Genomic DNA, 16434 nt, shown 5'->3' on the forward strand with positions numbered 1-16434 from the left:
TCCTATAGTTTGTGTACGCGTCGTTCAGGCTCTCATAATGGTGATCTGGATCGGACAGATGGGTGTCAGGGCGGGCTTGCGCCCGACCGCGCATGGGCCAGGGCGCGGGCGGCCAGCATCGGATAGGCTGCGGCAAGGTCCAGGGCGTGGGCAGAGGATGCGTTCCCGCGCAGCGCGCGCGCCCTTATGCCATGATAGATGGCGGCCAGCCGAAACAGCGAGAACGCCAGCAACCAGTCCATGTCGTCTATCGCCGTTCGCCCGGTTCGCGCGCAATATTGTGCGACATAGGCATCTTCGCCTGGCAGGTTGAGCGCGTGCAAATCGCTACCTTCCAATCCGGAGAGTATCGTGGGCGGCAGGTGATACATCATCGCATGGTTGACGAAATCGGCCAGCGGATGCCCCAGGGTCGACAATTCCCAGTCGAGCACGGCCAGAACGCGTGGTTCGGTGGGATGAAAAACCATATTGTCGGCGCGATAGTCGCCATGGATCAGGCGGGTTTCGTCCGATGTCGGCATATGCCCCGGAAGCCATTCGATCAGCGCATCCATCGCATCGTCCCGCCCGGCAACGTCCGCATCCGCGGCATATTGGCGGGACCAGCGACTGATCTGGCGCTGAAAATAATTGCCCGCCTTGCCGAAGTCGCAGAGGCCCAGCGCAGCAGGATCGAAGCGGTGCAGGCGCGCGATCGTGTCGTTCATGGCATCGAAATAGGCGGGGCGCTCAGCTTCGGGGACGCTTTCGAAACGCGCGTCCCAAAACACGCGACCCTCGATATAGTCCATGACGTAGAACCAGCCGCCGATAACGGCCTCGTCCGTGCAAAGGGCATGGATGTGCGGAACGGGAAACCCCTGTTGGCCCAACGCCCGCATCACCCGCGCTTCCCGATCAACGGCATGGGCGCCGGGCGCCAATAGGCCCGATGGTTTGCGCCGCAGCACATAGTCGCGACCCGGCGTCGACAGGCGATAGGTCGGATTGGACTGCCCGCCCGCAAAACGGCTTATGGTCAGCGGGCCTTCATACCCATCGATGTTGGCGGTCATCCAGGCGATCAGGCGCACGTCGTCCAGCGGTGACGACGTGCCTGCTGTAGATGCCTCGCCAGAGCCTGTCATGCCGTAAGCGCCGCGCGTTTGATGGCCTTGGCAAGGCTCCATTTATGGACCTCGGTCGGGCCATCATAGATGCGAAAGGCGCGGATTTCGCGGAATATCTGCTCCACGACCGTGTCGCCGCTCACGCCGGTGCCGCCCATCATCTGAACGCAGCGATCCGCGATCTGGAACAGCGCCTCCGACACGGCGACCTTGGCCATCGAACTTTCGACAGTGCCCAAGGCGCCACTGTCCAGCACGCCAGCGCACCAGTCGATCGTCAGTTCCGCCTGCTTCAGGGCGATATGATTGTCCGCCAGCATGAAGCCGACGCCTTCATGATCGATCAGCAGCTTGCCGAATGCATGACGCGACGTCGTGTAGGCGGTGGCGATTTCCTGCGTACGCATCGCCGCGCCGAGCCAGCGGCTGCAATGCGTCAGCCGGGCAGGCGCCAGCCGCACCTGCGCGTAACGAAAACCTTCATGAACGGCGCCCAAAATCCGGTCGTCCGATACCTTGAGATTGTCGATTATGACTACGGCGTGCCCCCCGGGGACGCGCTATCAATCGTATCGATCAGACGCTCGATCCGGATGGCGGGATTGGGCAGGTCGACCAGGAACATGGTCGCGCCCATCTTGTCGCTGCCCGTGTCGGTGCGCGCCATCACGATCCCGACGGACGCGCCCTTGATGCCCGTGATAAACGCCTTTTTCCCGTTGATGACCCAGTCGCCGCCATCAGGCGTGGCGATCGTCTTCATCATCGAAGGGTCGGAACCCGCGCCGCCTTCTACCGCAGGCTCGGTCATCAGGAAGGCCGAACGGGCTGTCCCTTCGATCAGCGGTTGCAGGAAGCGCGCTTTCTGGTCAGGCGTGGCGACCCTGCCCATCAGATACATATTGCCCTCGTCCGGGGCCATGACGTTCACGGCGAGCGGCCCCAGCGGCGACAGGCCGGCGCGGCGGAGAATTTTTGCCGTGGCCCGGTGCGAAAGATGGGCGCCGCCATCCATGATATGCGGCGTCAGCACGCCCGCCTTGCGCGCCTTTTCGCGCAATTCGCGGACCAGTTCGTCCGATGGTCCGTGAGCGTTATGCGCCCTGGGATCGGCTTCGTAGGGAATCACTTCGCCACGCACGAACGCTTCGACGCGTGCGGCGATCTGCTCGCCCATATCCAATCCATCCACGCCCATCAAACTTCCGCTCCTCGCCATGTCGTCGGTCTTGGTCGCCAACAGCATGGAACAATATCGTAGAACAATATGCCGTTGCTTCTGCCTGCATATCCCGTCAAAGTCATCTAAAATCTGGACAGCAGATTGCAGGAGAGATGTGATGCAGGGCTGCCTCAGCCTTCGGCACGAGTTCCATCATGGGCGGCTGGTGCGTGCCGTCGCGGATCGGCACAAGGCGATCGTGGACATGCTGGATGCGGCGGTGCTTCGCGCGCCTGATCGCATCGCGCTGGTCGATGGCGATCTGCGCATGTCCTATCGCTCGCTTTCGGACGCTGTGGAACGGACGGCCAGGCTGTTCGTGGCGAAGGGCGTTCAGGCCGGTGCGCGGATCGCCTTGCTTCTGGCAAACCGCGCGGATTTCGTGGTCGCCATGCTGGCAGCCGCCCGGCTTGGTGCGATTTGCGTACCTATGAATATCCGTCAGAAGCGTCAGGAAACGGCGCATATGCTCGCCGATTCCGGGGCGATGCTCTTATTGCATGAAGCCGATTTACGCAGCGAGATACCCGACGCCGCCGATATACCGGACGTGCAGCACCAGATCGCCGTCGATGACGCCGCGCGCATCTGGGCCGTCGCCAGCGGGCCGGGCGATGCCCTCCCTATGGTGCCGCAAGACGAAGATGATATCTTCTGCATACTCTACACGTCGGGCACGACCGGGCGACCAAAGGGCGCGGTCCTTACCCAATTCGGCGTCATCACCAGTTGCATAGGCGCTGTTGCTGCGATGGGCCTGTCCGAAGGGGAGGTCGATGTCGTCACCGTTCCCCTGTCCCATGTTACCGGGATCGTGCTCAACGTCATGACGGTTCTGCATCTGGCCGGTACGGTCGTGCTCCACCGCGCGTTCAAGGCCAGGCATTTTCTGGAAACGGCGCAGGCCGAAAGGATGACCTATAGCAGCGTGGTTCCCGCCATGTTGCTGCTATGCCTTCGCGAACCGGACTTCGCCGCGTTCGACCTGTCCGCCTGGCGTGTATGCGCGTTCGGTGGCGCGCCGATGCCCGACAGCGCGGTGGAAGCCCTTGCCACCAGCCATCCCGCATTGCGCCTTTCCAACATCTACGGGGCGACCGAAACGACGTCTCCCTCCGTCATCATGCCCGCAGCGGAGGCCGCCAGCCGTTCGGACCAGGTGGGCCGACCACTGGCCTATTGCGACCTGGTCATTCTCGATGAGGATGGGCGTGAAGTCGAGCGCGGCGGGCAAGGCGAAATCTGGATCGGCGGTCCCCATGTCGTTCCACGCTATTGGAATAATGCTGAAGCCACGCTCAACGAGTTTACCGGCGGCTTGTGGCGCTCGGGCGATATCGGCGCGATGGATGCGGACGGTTTTGTTCGCCTCTATGACCGCAGCAAGGATGTGATCAACCGGGGCGGTTATAAAATCTATTCGGTCGAGGTCGAAAATATCCTGATGGCGCATCCCGTCGTGGTCGAAGCCGCCGTCGTCGGGAAACCCTGTCCGGTTCTGGGCGAGCGTGTCCATGCCTTCGTCGTCCTCGGGGCGGAAGCGGGTGCGCATGGTGCACTGTTGCGACAATGGTGCGCCCAGCGTCTGTCCGACTATAAGGTGCCCGACATGGTCGAAGCGATAGCCGGGCCACTGCCCCGGAACGCCAACGGCAAGCTGTTGAAACGCGAACTGCGTCTTGCGATCGGCACTGGTTGAAGGCCAGGTTTGCGATATGCCGTGGTCCGGTGGCGTGCCCCTATGACCGGATCAAGCAGCAGTTTGCTCGTCCATCAATTGCGCGATGATCCGCCGTACGGCCCGCGTATGGTCCCGCCCAGCCGCTTCGGCTGCATCGCCATCTCCTGCGACCACCGCGTCGCTGATGCGGTTATAGTCGGCGATCCGGACCTTCTGCATTTTTGGCGAGTGAAATTGCGAAAATATCAGGTGCATGCCGACGGCGGGATATATGCGCTGCAATTCCCGGTTGCCGCCGATGTGCAAAAGCGCGCGATAAAAACGGCGCCGCACCCGTCCGAAAGCGCCATGAGGGCTATCGGCATCGACGGACCCCAGCTGCGCCATCGCCTCGTCCAGCATCGCGCCATGCACATCGACGTCGAACCGGCACGCGGCGGAGCGGGCGGCAAGAGCGGTCATATATTCCGCGACGTCCAGGACTTCTAAGACTTCCGCATTGTCGAGAAACCGGATCGCGGGGGAATGATTGGGTTTCAGGTCCGCGATGCCGCGCATCGCCAGGCGCTGCATGGCCTCTCGAACGGCATTGCGTCCTACGCCGTATCGCGCGGCAAGGTCGGTTTCCGCCAGCCTTTGGCCCGGCACCATCCGACGGTCTTCGATATCCCGCATGATGCCCAGATAGACTTTGTCCGACGCCGTGGGCGCTGGTCCGGTCATGGACGCTTCCAGCCATCTTGCCCCAGGCGGCCGGTCCCACCCAAAAGGATCAAACCGACGACGTCCATGTTCCGGGGCGCGATGATCACGGTAAAACCCATATCCTGCGACACGCAAACTCCCTGTTCGGTACGTCGTTTTAAAACGGTGGTATCGGCCGCCTTGCACGCGTCTACCGCAAAGCCTTGAACGCAGGCAAATGCTATGGCGGACGGTCGATGAAACGGACGGAATGGCGCAGTCGTACCGCTCTTGCCGGATCAGGGTTTCGCCGACATCGCTCTGCCGGATGATGCGCTGTTGATCGCATGCGTACCGAAAAAATGGAGCAACAGCCGCGCTCGGTTTGACTCAGTGCCGCAAACTGCTGCTATGGCGACATCAGAAGGGGCAGCAATGCGAATAGTCATCATCGATGACAGCGGGCTGCGCGCGACCGTCCTGGAGGAAGGTCTGCGCGAAGCGGGCTATGACGATATCCATATCGTGCCCCCGCGCGGCGCATTCGTCGCGCGGCTGGAGCGGATGGCGCCCGATGTCGTATTGATGGACCTTGGCAGCCCCAGCCGCGACACGCTGGAGGAAATGCTGATCGTCAGCCGCGCGCTGGCCCGGCCGATCGCGATGTTCGTCGACCAGTCCGACGATGCGATGATCGGCGCGGCGATCGATGCGGGGGTGTCCGCCTATGTCGTGGATGGCCTGCGCAAGGAGCGGGTGAAGCCGGTGCTGGAACTGGCGGTGCGGCGGTTCAATGCCTTCGCCAAGATGCAGACCGAACTGGACGAGGCGCGCACGGCGCTGTCCGACCGCAAGATCATCGATCGAGCCAAGTCGATCCTGATGAACCAGCGGTCGCTGAACGAACAGGACGCCTATGCCTTGCTCCGGTCGGCGGCGATGAATCAGGGGAAAAAGATCGTGGAGGTGGCCCAGGCGCTGATCACCGCGAGCGACCTGTTGGGAGGCGGAATATGACGACCGGGCTGAAGATCGCCTTCCTGCCGCTGACCGACGCGGCGGTACTGGTCGCGGCGCGCGAACGGGGCTTTGCCGAGGAACAGGGGCTGGACCTGGAACTGGTGCGCACGACCAGCTGGGCGACGCTGCGCGACCGGCTGGTCTATGGGCAGGTGCAGGCGGCGCAGATGCTGGCGCCGCTGGCGGTGGCGGTAACGCTGGGGCTGAGCCAGCAGCCCGCGGCGCTGGCCGCGCCCTACAAGCTGGGCGTCAATGGCAATATGCTGGTGATGGCACGCGATTTCGCCGCCGCGCTGGAACCGGACGTGGCGGCGCGGCTGGCCGATCCGCTGGGCACCGCGCATGATTTTGCCGCCGCGATCGGGCTGTGGCGGCGCAAGCCGGTGATCGGTGTCGTCCACCGCTTTTCCAGCCACAGCCTGATGCTGCGCTACTGGCTGGCGAGCGCGGGGGTCGATCCCGATCGCGATGTCGTGCTGCGCGTGCTGCCGCCCTCGCTGACGGTCGAAGCGATGCGCGCGGGCGAGATCGACGGCTTCATCGCGGGCGAACCCTGGGGCAGCGCGGCGGTGGAAGCCGGGTTGGCCGAAACGGTGGCGATCGGCGAGCGGATATGGCGGCGCGGGGTGGAAAAGGTGCTGGCCTTTCGCGCGCCCTGGCTGGAGGACAATCCCGAGACGGTCGATCGGTTGCTGCGCGCGCTGGCGCGGGCGGCGGCGTGGTGCGACGACAGCGCCAATCATGGCGATCTGGCCGGATTGCTGGCCGATCCGCGCTATGTCGATCAGCCCGCCGAATTGATCGCGCGCGCGCTGTCGGGGCAGATGGTGGCGCGCGCGGGCGAGGCGCCGGTCGCCAACCCCGATTTCATGCTGTTCTCGCGTGAGGCGACGCCCTTTCCCTGGCGCAGCCAGGCGCTGTGGATCTATTCGCAGCTTGTGCGGTGGAACATGGTGTCGCATGATGCGGCGACTGCGGCGCAGGCGGCGGCGGTGTTCCGGCCCGACGTCTATCGCCGCGCGCTGGCGCAGAGCGACGTCGCCATGCCGGGCGCGAGCATGAAGCTGGAAGGGGCAGTGGACCTCCCGCTGGCGGTGGGATCGCGCCGGGGGGAATTGACGCTGGGGCCGGATCGCTTCTTCGATGGGCGCGTGTTCGATCCGGAGAAGATCGAGGACTATCTGGCGGGATTTGCGGCGGGGCGGTAATAATGTCGTCGTCATTGCGAGCGCAGCGAAGCAATCCATGTGGCGCTACCATGGATTGCTTCGCTGCGCTGGCAATGACGGATGAAGCTATGGCTTGCTGAAAAGGCTCATAATTTTGTGCCTTGCAACATAATGCGAATCGCGAGATAACATAGGCGTCGCGCGATGAAGCGCGCGTTTCGGATGTGCCGTCCCAATGGGGGGACCACATGTCCTCACCATATATCGCAGCAAAGCCGCTGACCGGATATACCGCCAAGGTATCGTCCGGGCTGCGGCTTTTTTCGTGTCCATTGCCTTTTATTGGGGGACGTCACATGGCTACTGCTTATTGGGATCGCGATGGAGAGGCCGCACCGGCCGCGCCCGCGACGAGTTTCTGGAAGTCGGGCCATACGCCGACGCTGATCGCCGCTTTCCTTTATTTCGACCTCGCCTTCATGGTGTGGGTGCTGCTGGGGCCGCTCGCCCCGATGATATCCAAGACGCTGATGCTGACCCCGGCCGAAAAAGGCCTGATGGTCGCGGTGCCGACGCTGGCGGGGGCGCTGCTGCGCGTGGTCAACGGCTTGCTGGTCGATCGTATCGGGCCGAAGCGGTCGGGCGCGATCAGCCAGATCATCGTGATCGCCGGCCTGTTCACCGCCTGGGTGATGGGCGTCAACAGCTTCGGCGGGACGCTGGCGCTGGGCGTGATCCTGGGCTTTGCGGGCGCGAGTTTCGCGATCGCGCTGCCGTTGGCGAGCCGCTGGTATCCGCCCGAGCATCAGGGCAAGGCGATGGGCCTGGCGGGCATGGGCAATTCGGGCACGGTATTGGCCTCGCTGTTCGCGCCGATGCTGGCGAAATTGTTCGGCTGGAACGCGGTGCTGGGGCTGGCCTGCATTCCGCTGAGCATCGTCTTTGTCGTCTATATGATCATGGCGAAGGACGCGCCCAATGCGCCGCCTGCCAAGAAGCTGATCGATTATTTCGAGCCGTTGAAGCAAGCTGACGCTTGGTGGTTGATGGGCTTTTATGCGGTGACGTTCGGCGGGTTCGTGGGGCTGGCGGCATCCCTGCCGATCTACTTCACCGACCAGTTCGGGCTGACGCCGATCATCGCGGGCTATTGCACGGCGGGTTGCGTGTTCGCCGGGTCGCTGGTGCGGCCGATGGGCGGGGCGCTCGCCGACCGGATCGGCGGCGTAAAGACGCTGACCATGGTGTTGATCGTCGCGGCGCTGGCGCTGACGGGGGTGGCTTATGCGACGACATTGGTCGGGGCACTGGGCTTCTTCGTGCTGGCGATGCTGGCGCTGGGCACGGGCAACGGGTCGGTATTCCAGTTGGTGCCGCAGCGGTTCCAGGCGGAAATCGGCGTCATGACCGGCCTGGTCGGCATGGCCGGTGGTATTGGCGGCTTTTACCTCGCCAGTTCGCTGGGGCTGGCCAAGCAGTTTACCGGCAGCTTTGCGTCGGGCTTTCTGATCTTTGGGGGACTGGCCCTGGTGGCACTGCTGGGGCTGACGATGGTCAAGGGCAAGTGGCGCGCGACCTGGACCAGCGGCGCGCGGATTTAAGGGTAGGGGAGGAGGCGGCGGTCCCATGAGGCCGCCGCCCCAAATTTCGAAATTTACGCAAACCGTTCGTGCCGACCACAGTCAGAGGCTCAGGCTGAACGGGATTTTTACGTATGTCTTCGTCCAAGGGGGGCGATTGTCCATGAAGATCATCATCGCATCGGCGGCCGTGCTGGCCGCCGCAGGGCCGGCTTGCGCCCAAGAGATCAGCCTGAAACCCATCGCCGAAGCGCGGTTGCGCTATGAGCATGTCGATCAGGACGGCCTGCTCAAAGAGGCGGACGCACTGACCGTCCGCGCCCGCGCCGGGGTGAGCGCCAGCAGCGGGGCGCTGTCCGCCACCATCGTGGGGCAGGGGACGCTGGCCGTCATCGATCATTATTATGACGGGCTGAACGGCGACGCTACCCGGCCGATCGTGGCCGATCCGCAGAATATCGCGCTCTATATCGCGCAGTTGCAATATAAGACCAAGGCGGTGACGCTGACCGGCGGGCGGCAGAAGATCGTGCTGGATGACGAACGCTTTGTCGGCAATGTCGCCTTCCGCGACAATGGGCAGACGTTCGATGCGGTGCGGGCGGAACTGACCCCGGTCAAGGGGCTGAAGCTGGACGTTGCCTATGCCTGGAGCGCGCGGACGATCTGGGGTTTTGAGGGCAAAGGCGCGCGGCAGCAGGCGGTGAGTGGCGACAATATCTTTGCCAACCTGTCCTATGCGACGCCCGTCGGCACGCTGACCGGCTTTGCCTATATGGTCGATCAGAATGAGGCGGCGGTGCAGGCCTTCCGGCTGTCGAGCCAGACCTATGGGGTGCGGCTGGCGGGGACGCGGCCTTTGTCCAAGGTCGCCAAACTATCCTATCAGATCAGCTATGCGCGGCAGTCGGACCATCATCGCAATCCCAATGATTATCGCGCGGATTACTGGCTGGCGGACGCGACGCTGGACGTCGGGGGCTTCAAGCTGAATGGCGGGTATGAGGTGCTGGGGGCGAGCAGCGGCCTGCCCTTCACCAGCTTCCAGACGCCGCTCGGCACCAATTTCAAATTTCAGGGCTGGGCCGACAAATTCCTGACGACGCCCGCCAATGGCGTGCGCGACCTGTATGTCGGGGGTGGCTATGGCTGGAAACAGATGGGGCCGCTGGCCGGAGTTGCGCTGGCGGGCAGCTGGCATCGGTTCGAGAGCGACCGGCTGGACCAGCATTATGGCGACGAGATCGATCTCATAGCCTCGGCGAAGGTGAAGAAGACGGCGTTGTCGATCCGCTACGCCCATTATGACGCCAAAGTGATGGCGACCGATACCGACAAGCTCTGGCTCCAGGCGGATTGGGCCATCTGATTGAAAAAGCATGAGAGGAATCGCTTGAGTGGTCGGGCAATTCCCCATATGCTGCACTGCAAGGGACAAGGATGTCCTCAACACACAAGCTGCGGCGGTCCAGGGACGGATCGACAAGGCGCTTATGATGGCAAAGCCGCCATCCTGACTTTCGGTTCTTACCGGGGGTCAGGATGGCGGCTTTTTTGGTTTCTGGAGCGACGGGGATGGAATTTCAGATCGGAACAACGGAGCCGGTAGCGGACAGCGCGGACGATATCCGCGTGCCGTCGGACGATGTGCGCGAACATCTGGTCGTGGTCGGCAACGGCATGGCTGGATGCCGCGCAGTCGAGGAATTGCTGGCGCGCGATGCGGGGCGCTATCGCGTCACCATCTTCGGCGCGGAACCGCATGTGAACTACAACCGCATCATGCTCTCGCCGGTGCTGGCGGGGGAGAAGACGTTCGAGCAGATCGTCATCAACGACCGCGCCTGGTACGCCGACAATGGCATCGACCTGATCGTCGCCGATCCGGTGACGGCGATTGATCGCGCCGCCAAGCGGGTGACCGCGCAGAGCGGGCGCAGCGTCCAGTATGACAAGCTATTGATCGCGACCGGCTCCGATCCGTTCATCATCCCGGTGCCGGGCAAGGATCTGCCCGGCGTCATCAGCTTCCGCGACATGAAGGATGTCGACACGATGCTGGCCGCGGCGGGCCAGGGCGGGGACGCGGTGGTGATCGGCGGCGGGCTGCTGGGGCTGGAGGCGGCGCACGGCCTGACCCTGCGCGGCATGAAGGTGACGGTGATCCATCTGATGGACACGCTGATGGAGCGGCAGCTGGACGAAGCGGCGGGCTGGTTGCTCAAGAGCGCGCTGGAAGCGCGAGGGCAGACGATCCTGACCGGCGCGAACACCGCCGAGATTTTTGGGGAAGGCCAGGTCGAGGGCGTGCGGTTGAAGGACGGCACGGAAATTCCGGCCAGCCTGGTCGTCATGGCGGTGGGCATCCGTCCATCGACGGCGTTGGCGCGCGAGGCGGGGTTGGACGTCAACCGCGGCATCAAGGTGGACGACCATATGGTCACCAGCGATGCCGCTATATTGGCGGTCGGCGAATGCGTCGAGCATGACGGCAATGTTTATGGCCTGGTCGCGCCGCTGTGGGATATGTGCCGCAGCCTGGCGGACGGGCTGACCGACCGGCACACGGGCTATAAGGGGTCGGTCACATCGACCAAGCTGAAGGTCGCCGGGCTGGACGTGTTTTCCGCGGGCGACTTTTCCGGCGGGGACGGGTGTGAGGATATCGTCCTGCGCGACGCGGCGCGCGGCGTCTATAAACGCGTCGTGGTGAAGGACGATCGCGTCGTCGGTGCCGTCCTCTATGGCGATACGGCTGATGGCGGCTGGTATTTCGACCTGTTGAAGCGCGGCGAGAGCGTCGCCGACATGCGCGACCTGCTGATCTTCGGCCAGGCCTTCGCCCAGGGAGGGGGCGCGCTGGACCCTAAGGCGGCCGTTGCGGCGCTCTCGGACGATGCCGAGATTTGCGGCTGCAACGGCGTCAGCAAGAGCCAGGTCGTCGCCTGCATCGACGCGGGCGCATGCAGCCTGGACGCGGTGCGGGCGGGCTGCAAGGCGTCGGCGAGTTGTGGCAGCTGCACCGGGCTGGTCGAAAATCTGCTGGCCGTAACCCTGGGCGAAGCCGTCCAGTCCGGCCCCAAGACGATGTGCAAATGCACCAGCTTCGGCCATGACGATGTACGGCGGGAGATCGTCGCGCAGGACATGCGTGCCATCCCCGAAGTCATGCAGAAGCTGCACTGGACCACGCCCGATGGCTGTTCCTCCTGCCGTCCTGCGCTCAATTACTATCTGCTCTGCGCGCTGCCGGGGGACTATGTCGACGACCAGCAGAGCCGCTTCGTCAATGAACGCATGCACGCCAATATTCAGAAGGACGGCACCTATTCGGTCGTGCCGCGTATGTGGGGTGGCCTCACCAACCCACGGGAATTGCGGGCGATCGCCGATGTGGTCGAGAAGTTCAACGCGCCGATGGTCAAGGTCACCGGCGGACAGCGGCTCGACATTTTCGGGATCAGGAAGGAGGATCTGCCCGCCGTCTGGGCCGACCTCAATGCGGCGGGGATGGTGTCGGGCCATGCCTATGGCAAGTCGCTGCGCACGGTGAAGACCTGCGTGGGGTCCGAATGGTGCCGGTTCGGGACGCAGGACTCGACGGGCCTTGGCGTCAAGACCGAGCGGATGACCTGGGGGTCGTGGATGCCCCACAAGTTCAAGATCGCGGTGTCAGGCTGCCCCCGCAATTGCGCGGAAGCGACGATCAAGGATTTCGGGATCGTCTGCGTGGACTCAGGCTATGAACTGCATGTCGGCGGCAATGGCGGCATCCATGTCCGCGTCACCGACCTGCTGTGCAAGGTCGCGACCGAGCAGGAGGCGCTCGATTATTGCGCCGCCTTCACCCAGCTTTATCGCGAGGAAGCGCGCTATCTGGAGCGGACCGCGCCATGGATCGAGCGGGTCGGCGTCGATTATGTGAAGGCGCGGATCGTGGAGGATGAAGCGGGGCGCGAGGCGCTGCGCGCGCGGTTCCTCTTCTCGCAGCAGTTCATGCAGGACGATCCCTGGGCGGAGCGCGCCGCCGGTGGGCAGGCGGAATTGCACCAGCCCCTCGACCCCATCAGCATCGCGGCGGAGTGAACGACATGACGGATTGGATCGACATCGGCACGCTGGCCGACATCCCCCAGCGCGGCGCGCGCACGGTGCAGATCGGCGCGGAGAAAGAAATCGCGGTGTTCCGCACCGGCGACGATCAGGTCTTCGCGCTGGTCAATGAATGTCCGCACAAAAAGGGGCCGCTTTCCCAAGGCATCGTCCACGGTCATAGCGTCGCCTGCCCGCTGCATAACTGGAACATCGCATTGAAGACGGGCGAGGCGCAGGGCGCGGATAGCGGCTGCACGCCGACCATTGCGGTGAGGGAAGAGGGCGGGCGAATATGGATTGCGCGACCGGTGGCGGTGCAGGTGGCGGCGTGAGGGTTGGGCTTTCTTCTCCCCTCCCTTTTAAGTTCGACGGAGTCACGTGCCTCCGTCGAAGGGCCGGGGGTGGGTGCCTCCGAAGGAGGCTCGCTGCGCTCGCCACCCACCGCAATTCTTCCCTAAGTAGGGAGGGGCTATGACCATCTCCATCCGCACCACCTGTGCCTATTGCGGCGTAGGCTGCGGCATATCAGCGACGCCCACCGGGCCACGAACCGTCACGATCGCAGGCGATGAGGCGCATCCGGCCAATGCGGGGAAGCTCTGTTCCAAAGGGACGCATCTGGGCGAGACGGTGGGGCTGAACGGGCGGTTGCTGCACCCGATGATCGGCAGCAAGCGCGCCAGTTGGGACAAGGCGCTGGACCTGGTCGCGCGGAAATTTCGCGAGACGATCGCCCAGCACGGCCCCGACAGCGTGGCTTTCTATGTCTCGGGCCAGTTGCTGACCGAGGATTATTATGTCGCCAACAAGCTGATGAAGGGCTTCATCGGGTCGGCGAATATCGACACCAACAGCCGCCTGTGCATGTCTAGCGCAGTGGCGGGACACATGCGCGCCTTTGGCGAGGATGTGGTGCCCGCCAGCTATGATGATCTGGACGCGGCGGACCTGATCGTGCTGGTCGGGTCGAACACCGCCTGGTGCCACCCGATCGTCTATCAGCGCATCCAGGCCGCGCGCGCGGCGCGGGGCACGAAGCTGGTGGTGATCGACCCGCGCCGCACCGAAACCTGTGAGGACGCCGACCTGCATTTGGCGGTAAAGCCGGGCACCGACGTCGCGCTGATGAACGGCCTGCTCGCCTGGTGTGCAGCCGAGGGGGTCACCGATCCTGCTTTCATCGCCGACCATGTGAGCGCACCCGAAGGCTTTTGGGACCACATCGCCATCGGCCATGACCTGTGGACGACGGCCAAGACCTGCGACATCGCGCCTGCGCTGCTGGAGCAATTCTACCGACTGTTCGCCGCCACGCCGCGCACGGTCACGATGTTCAGCCAGGGCATCAACCAGTCGATCCGCGGCACCGATCAGGTCAATGCGATCATCAACGTGCATCTGGCGACGGGCCGTATCGGCAAGCCGGGCGCGGCGCCTTTCTCGATCACCGGTCAGCCCAACGCCATGGGCGGACGGGAAGTGGGTGGCCTTGCCTCCACGCTGGCGGCGCATATGGATTTCTTGGCCGACAATGTTGCGCGAGTGGGGCGTTTCTGGGCCGCGCCGGCCATGGCGACCAAGCCGGGCCTGAAGGCCGTCGACCTGTTTCGCCAGATCGGCGAAGGGCGGATCAAGGCGCTATGGGTGATGGCGACTAACCCCGCCGTATCGCTGCCCGATGCGGGCCGCGTGCGCGAGGCGCTGGAGGCCTGCCCCTTCGTCGTCGTGTCGGACATCATCGCCGATACCGACACCAGCGTTCATGCCCATGTGCGCCTGCCCGCCGCGGGATGGGGCGAGAAGGATGGGACCGTCACCAATAGCGACCGGACGATCAGCCGTCAGCGGCCTTTCATGGCGCTGCCGGGCGAGGCGAAGCCGGACTGGTGGATCGTGACTGAGGTCGCGCGCCGCATGGGGTGGCGCAATGCCTTCGCCTATGATCGGCCTGCCGATATCTGGCGCGAACATGCGCGGTTGACGGCCTATCAGAATGACGGTGCGCGCGTGCTGAACCTGCACGCTTGGGCGACGATCGGCAATGACGCCTATGACGCGATGACGCCGTTTCGCTGGGGCGGGGATGCGCCCTTCGCCAATGGTTTTACGACGCCCGATGGCAAGGCGCGGCTGGTGTTGACCCGGCAGATGGACGTGCAAGGGCCGCTTAAGGACTGGCCGCTGACGCTCAATACCGGGCGCTATCGCGACCAGTGGCATACGATGACGCGCACGGGGCTGGCCCCCAAGCTGGCGCGGCATCGCGAGGAGCCGCTGGTCGAGATGCATCCGCGCGACGCCATGGCGCTGGGCATCAGCGATGGCGATCTGGCGCGGGTGCGGACGGCGCAGGGTGACAGTATCTTCCGCGCTGCGATCAGCGAAGGGCAGCGTTCCGGCGAGATTTTCACGCCGATCCACTGGACCGACCGGACATCGAGCGGCGGTCGCACCGGCCTGCTGCCCCGGCCGCTGGTCGATCCCCATTCGGGCCAGCCGGGTTTCAAATCGACCCCCGCCAGCGTCGAGCGGGTCGCGACCGAATGGCGCGGCTTCCTGATCCTGCGCGGGGATGAACCCGTGCGGCTACCGTGCCTGTGGGCGACGCGCGTGACGGTGCCGGGCGGCGCGCTGTACGAAGTGGCGGGCCATGGCGATGCGGCGCGGCTGGAGGCCAGCCTGCCCAAGGGCGATGGGGTCGAGGCGATCGACCAGACCCGCGGCACGCGGCGGGTGGCGATCATCCGCGACGGCAGGCTGGCGGGCATATTGATCGTGACACGGACGGGCCTGCTGCCCTCGCGCGACTGGTTGATCGGGCAATTGTCGGTCGAGGGCGTGGGCGCTTCGGTGCTCGCCGCGCGCGGACCGGGCAGCCAGCCGGATAAGGGCGCGACCATCTGCGTCTGTTTCGACATCGGCCTCAACCAGATCGTTGCGGCGATCCGCGACCAGCAACTGGTCGATGTGCCCGCCATCGGCCAGGCGCTGGGGGCGGGGACCAATTGCGGGTCGTGCCGTCCCGCGCTCGCCAATCTGTTGAAAGACACCCGTCAGGAGACGTTGCATGCAGCCGAATGAAGGCATTGCGCCCGGTGAAGTCTGGCTGGTCGGCGCGGGACCGGGCGACCCGGACCTGCTGACGCGCAAGGCGGAAAAGCTGATCGCCGCCGCCGACATCGTCTTTTTCGATGCGCTGGTCGGGCCGGGCGTGCTGGACCTGATCCCCGATGGCGTCGAGCGGGTGAGCGTGGGCAAGCGGTCCGGGCGGCATAGCAAGGCGCAGGAGAGCATCAACGACCTGCTGCTCGGGGCGGCCAAAGCGGGCCAGCGGGTGGTGCGGTTGAAGGGCGGCGATCCGTCGATCTTTGGCCGGTCGGCCGAGGAGATGGCGCATTTGGGCCAAGCGGGGGTGCGGTTCCGCATCTGCCCCGGCATCACCACGGCGAGCGCAGCGGCGGCGAGCGGGAGTGCGTCGTTGACGCTGCGCGGCGTGGCGCGGGGGCTGACTTTGATCACGGCGCATTGGAAAGCGGGCGAGCCGTTAAGCCTGGACTGGGACGCGCTGGCGCGGCCGGGCGGGACGCTGGGCATCTATATGGGTCGTGCGGCGGCGGGCGAGATCGGCCGGTCGCTGATCGCGGCGGGGCGCGATCCTGAAACGCCGGTCATGGTGGCGGTCAATGTGTCGCTGCCGGGCGAGCGGCTGATCCGGGGCAAGCTGTCGGCGCTGGCCTTTCTGGTGCAGACGATCAGCGACGACGATCCGACATTGCTGCTGATCGGTGAGGCGGTGGCGGGGACGCATATACCGGTGGATGTGTCGGCGAATGAGGCGCTTTCGGTTTAGCCCCGATCGGCATCGCCGCCC

At 64.5% G+C, this 16434-nt stretch carries 11 protein-coding genes and 1 pseudogene; 9 read left to right on the forward strand and 3 right to left on the reverse strand.

The window, feature by feature from the left end; genetic code table 11:
* Nucleotides 1-65: 65 nt before the first annotated feature.
* Together U5A89_RS07125 and U5A89_RS07130 are read right to left on the reverse strand one after the other, a co-directional pair.
* Nucleotides 66-1130: a phosphotransferase family protein gene (locus U5A89_RS07125; RefSeq protein WP_338160495.1), complete on the reverse strand. Its 1065-nt coding sequence runs from the start codon at nt 1128-1130 to the stop codon at nt 66-68.
* Nucleotides 1127-2289: pseudogene (locus tag U5A89_RS07130) on the reverse strand (acyl-CoA dehydrogenase family protein). The gene U5A89_RS07125 and the pseudogene U5A89_RS07130 overlap by 4 nt, the downstream one beginning before the upstream one ends.
* A 163-nt stretch (nt 2290-2452) precedes the next feature.
* On the opposite strand from U5A89_RS07130, the gene U5A89_RS07135 reads away from it, so the two are divergent.
* Complete coding sequence (locus U5A89_RS07135; protein WP_338160496.1) at nt 2453-4033, forward strand: class I adenylate-forming enzyme family protein; 1581 nt, start codon at nt 2453-2455, stop codon at nt 4031-4033.
* Nucleotides 4034-4084: 51 nt separating this feature from the next.
* Here U5A89_RS07135 and U5A89_RS07140 read toward each other — a convergent pair whose 3' ends face one another.
* The gene (locus U5A89_RS07140) at nt 4085-4738 is read right to left on the reverse strand and encodes a GntR family transcriptional regulator (protein ID WP_338160497.1); all 654 of its coding nucleotides are present in this window, start codon (nt 4736-4738) and stop codon (nt 4085-4087) included.
* A 396-nt stretch (nt 4739-5134) separates the two neighbouring features.
* Between U5A89_RS07140 and U5A89_RS07145 the strand changes: the two genes are divergently transcribed.
* From U5A89_RS07145 to cobA, 8 genes are all read left to right on the forward strand, one after another.
* Complete coding sequence (locus U5A89_RS07145) at nt 5135-5716, forward strand: ANTAR domain-containing response regulator (RefSeq protein WP_338160498.1); 582 nt, start codon at nt 5135-5137, stop codon at nt 5714-5716.
* Nucleotides 5713-6927 carry a CmpA/NrtA family ABC transporter substrate-binding protein gene (locus tag U5A89_RS07150; protein ID WP_338160499.1) on the forward strand — a complete coding sequence of 405 codons (1215 nt, stop codon included), beginning with the start codon at nt 5713-5715 and terminating at the stop codon, nt 6925-6927. Before U5A89_RS07145 ends, U5A89_RS07150 begins: the two co-directional genes overlap by 4 nt.
* A 317-nt stretch (nt 6928-7244) precedes the next feature.
* Nucleotides 7245-8489: a nitrate/nitrite transporter gene (locus tag U5A89_RS07155; RefSeq protein ID WP_338160500.1), complete on the forward strand. Its 1245-nt coding sequence runs from the start codon at nt 7245-7247 to the stop codon at nt 8487-8489.
* Between the two features lie 142 nt (nt 8490-8631).
* On the forward strand, nt 8632-9837 hold the full coding sequence (locus tag U5A89_RS07160) for a hypothetical protein (RefSeq protein WP_338160501.1): 1206 nt from the start codon (nt 8632-8634) through the stop codon (nt 9835-9837).
* Between the two features lie 206 nt (nt 9838-10043).
* Nucleotides 10044-12554 carry a nitrite reductase large subunit NirB gene (gene nirB, locus U5A89_RS07165; RefSeq protein ID WP_338160502.1) on the forward strand — a complete coding sequence of 837 codons (2511 nt, stop codon included), beginning with the start codon at nt 10044-10046 and terminating at the stop codon, nt 12552-12554.
* Nucleotides 12555-12559: 5 nt separating this feature from the next.
* The gene (gene nirD / locus U5A89_RS07170; RefSeq protein WP_338160503.1) at nt 12560-12895 is read left to right on the forward strand and encodes a nitrite reductase small subunit NirD; all 336 of its coding nucleotides are present in this window, start codon (nt 12560-12562) and stop codon (nt 12893-12895) included.
* Between the two features lie 139 nt (nt 12896-13034).
* Nucleotides 13035-15644: a molybdopterin-dependent oxidoreductase gene (locus U5A89_RS07175; protein ID WP_338160504.1), complete on the forward strand. Its 2610-nt coding sequence runs from the start codon at nt 13035-13037 to the stop codon at nt 15642-15644.
* Nucleotides 15631-16413, forward strand: a complete 783-nt coding sequence (gene cobA / locus U5A89_RS07180; protein WP_338160505.1) for a uroporphyrinogen-III C-methyltransferase — start codon at nt 15631-15633, stop codon at nt 16411-16413. The genes U5A89_RS07175 and cobA overlap by 14 nt, the downstream gene beginning before the upstream one ends.
* Nucleotides 16414-16434 lie beyond the last annotated feature (21 nt).

The sequence above is a fragment of the Sphingobium sp. HWE2-09 genome, from assembly GCF_035989265.1.
Classification (GTDB): Bacteria; Pseudomonadota; Alphaproteobacteria; order Sphingomonadales; family Sphingomonadaceae; genus Sphingobium.

Bases quoted from the DNA above. Each gene is read 5' to 3' on its own strand.
- U5A89_RS07125 (WP_338160495.1), bottom strand. From the start codon at position 1,130: ATGACAGGCTCTGGCGAGGCATCTACAGCAGGCACGTCGTCACCGCTG.
- U5A89_RS07135 (WP_338160496.1), top strand. From the start codon at position 2,453: ATGCAGGGCTGCCTCAGCCTTCGGCACGAGTTCCATCATGGGCGGCTG.
- U5A89_RS07140 (WP_338160497.1), bottom strand. From the start codon at position 4,738: ATGACCGGACCAGCGCCCACGGCGTCGGACAAAGTCTATCTGGGCATC.
- U5A89_RS07145 (WP_338160498.1), top strand. From the start codon at position 5,135: ATGCGAATAGTCATCATCGATGACAGCGGGCTGCGCGCGACCGTCCTG.
- U5A89_RS07150 (WP_338160499.1), top strand. From the start codon at position 5,713: ATGACGACCGGGCTGAAGATCGCCTTCCTGCCGCTGACCGACGCGGCG.
- U5A89_RS07155 (WP_338160500.1), top strand. From the start codon at position 7,245: ATGGCTACTGCTTATTGGGATCGCGATGGAGAGGCCGCACCGGCCGCG.
- U5A89_RS07160 (WP_338160501.1), top strand. From the start codon at position 8,632: ATGAAGATCATCATCGCATCGGCGGCCGTGCTGGCCGCCGCAGGGCCG.
- nirB (WP_338160502.1), top strand. From the start codon at position 10,044: ATGGAATTTCAGATCGGAACAACGGAGCCGGTAGCGGACAGCGCGGAC.
- nirD (WP_338160503.1), top strand. From the start codon at position 12,560: ATGACGGATTGGATCGACATCGGCACGCTGGCCGACATCCCCCAGCGC.
- U5A89_RS07175 (WP_338160504.1), top strand. From the start codon at position 13,035: ATGACCATCTCCATCCGCACCACCTGTGCCTATTGCGGCGTAGGCTGC.
- cobA (WP_338160505.1), top strand. From the start codon at position 15,631: ATGCAGCCGAATGAAGGCATTGCGCCCGGTGAAGTCTGGCTGGTCGGC.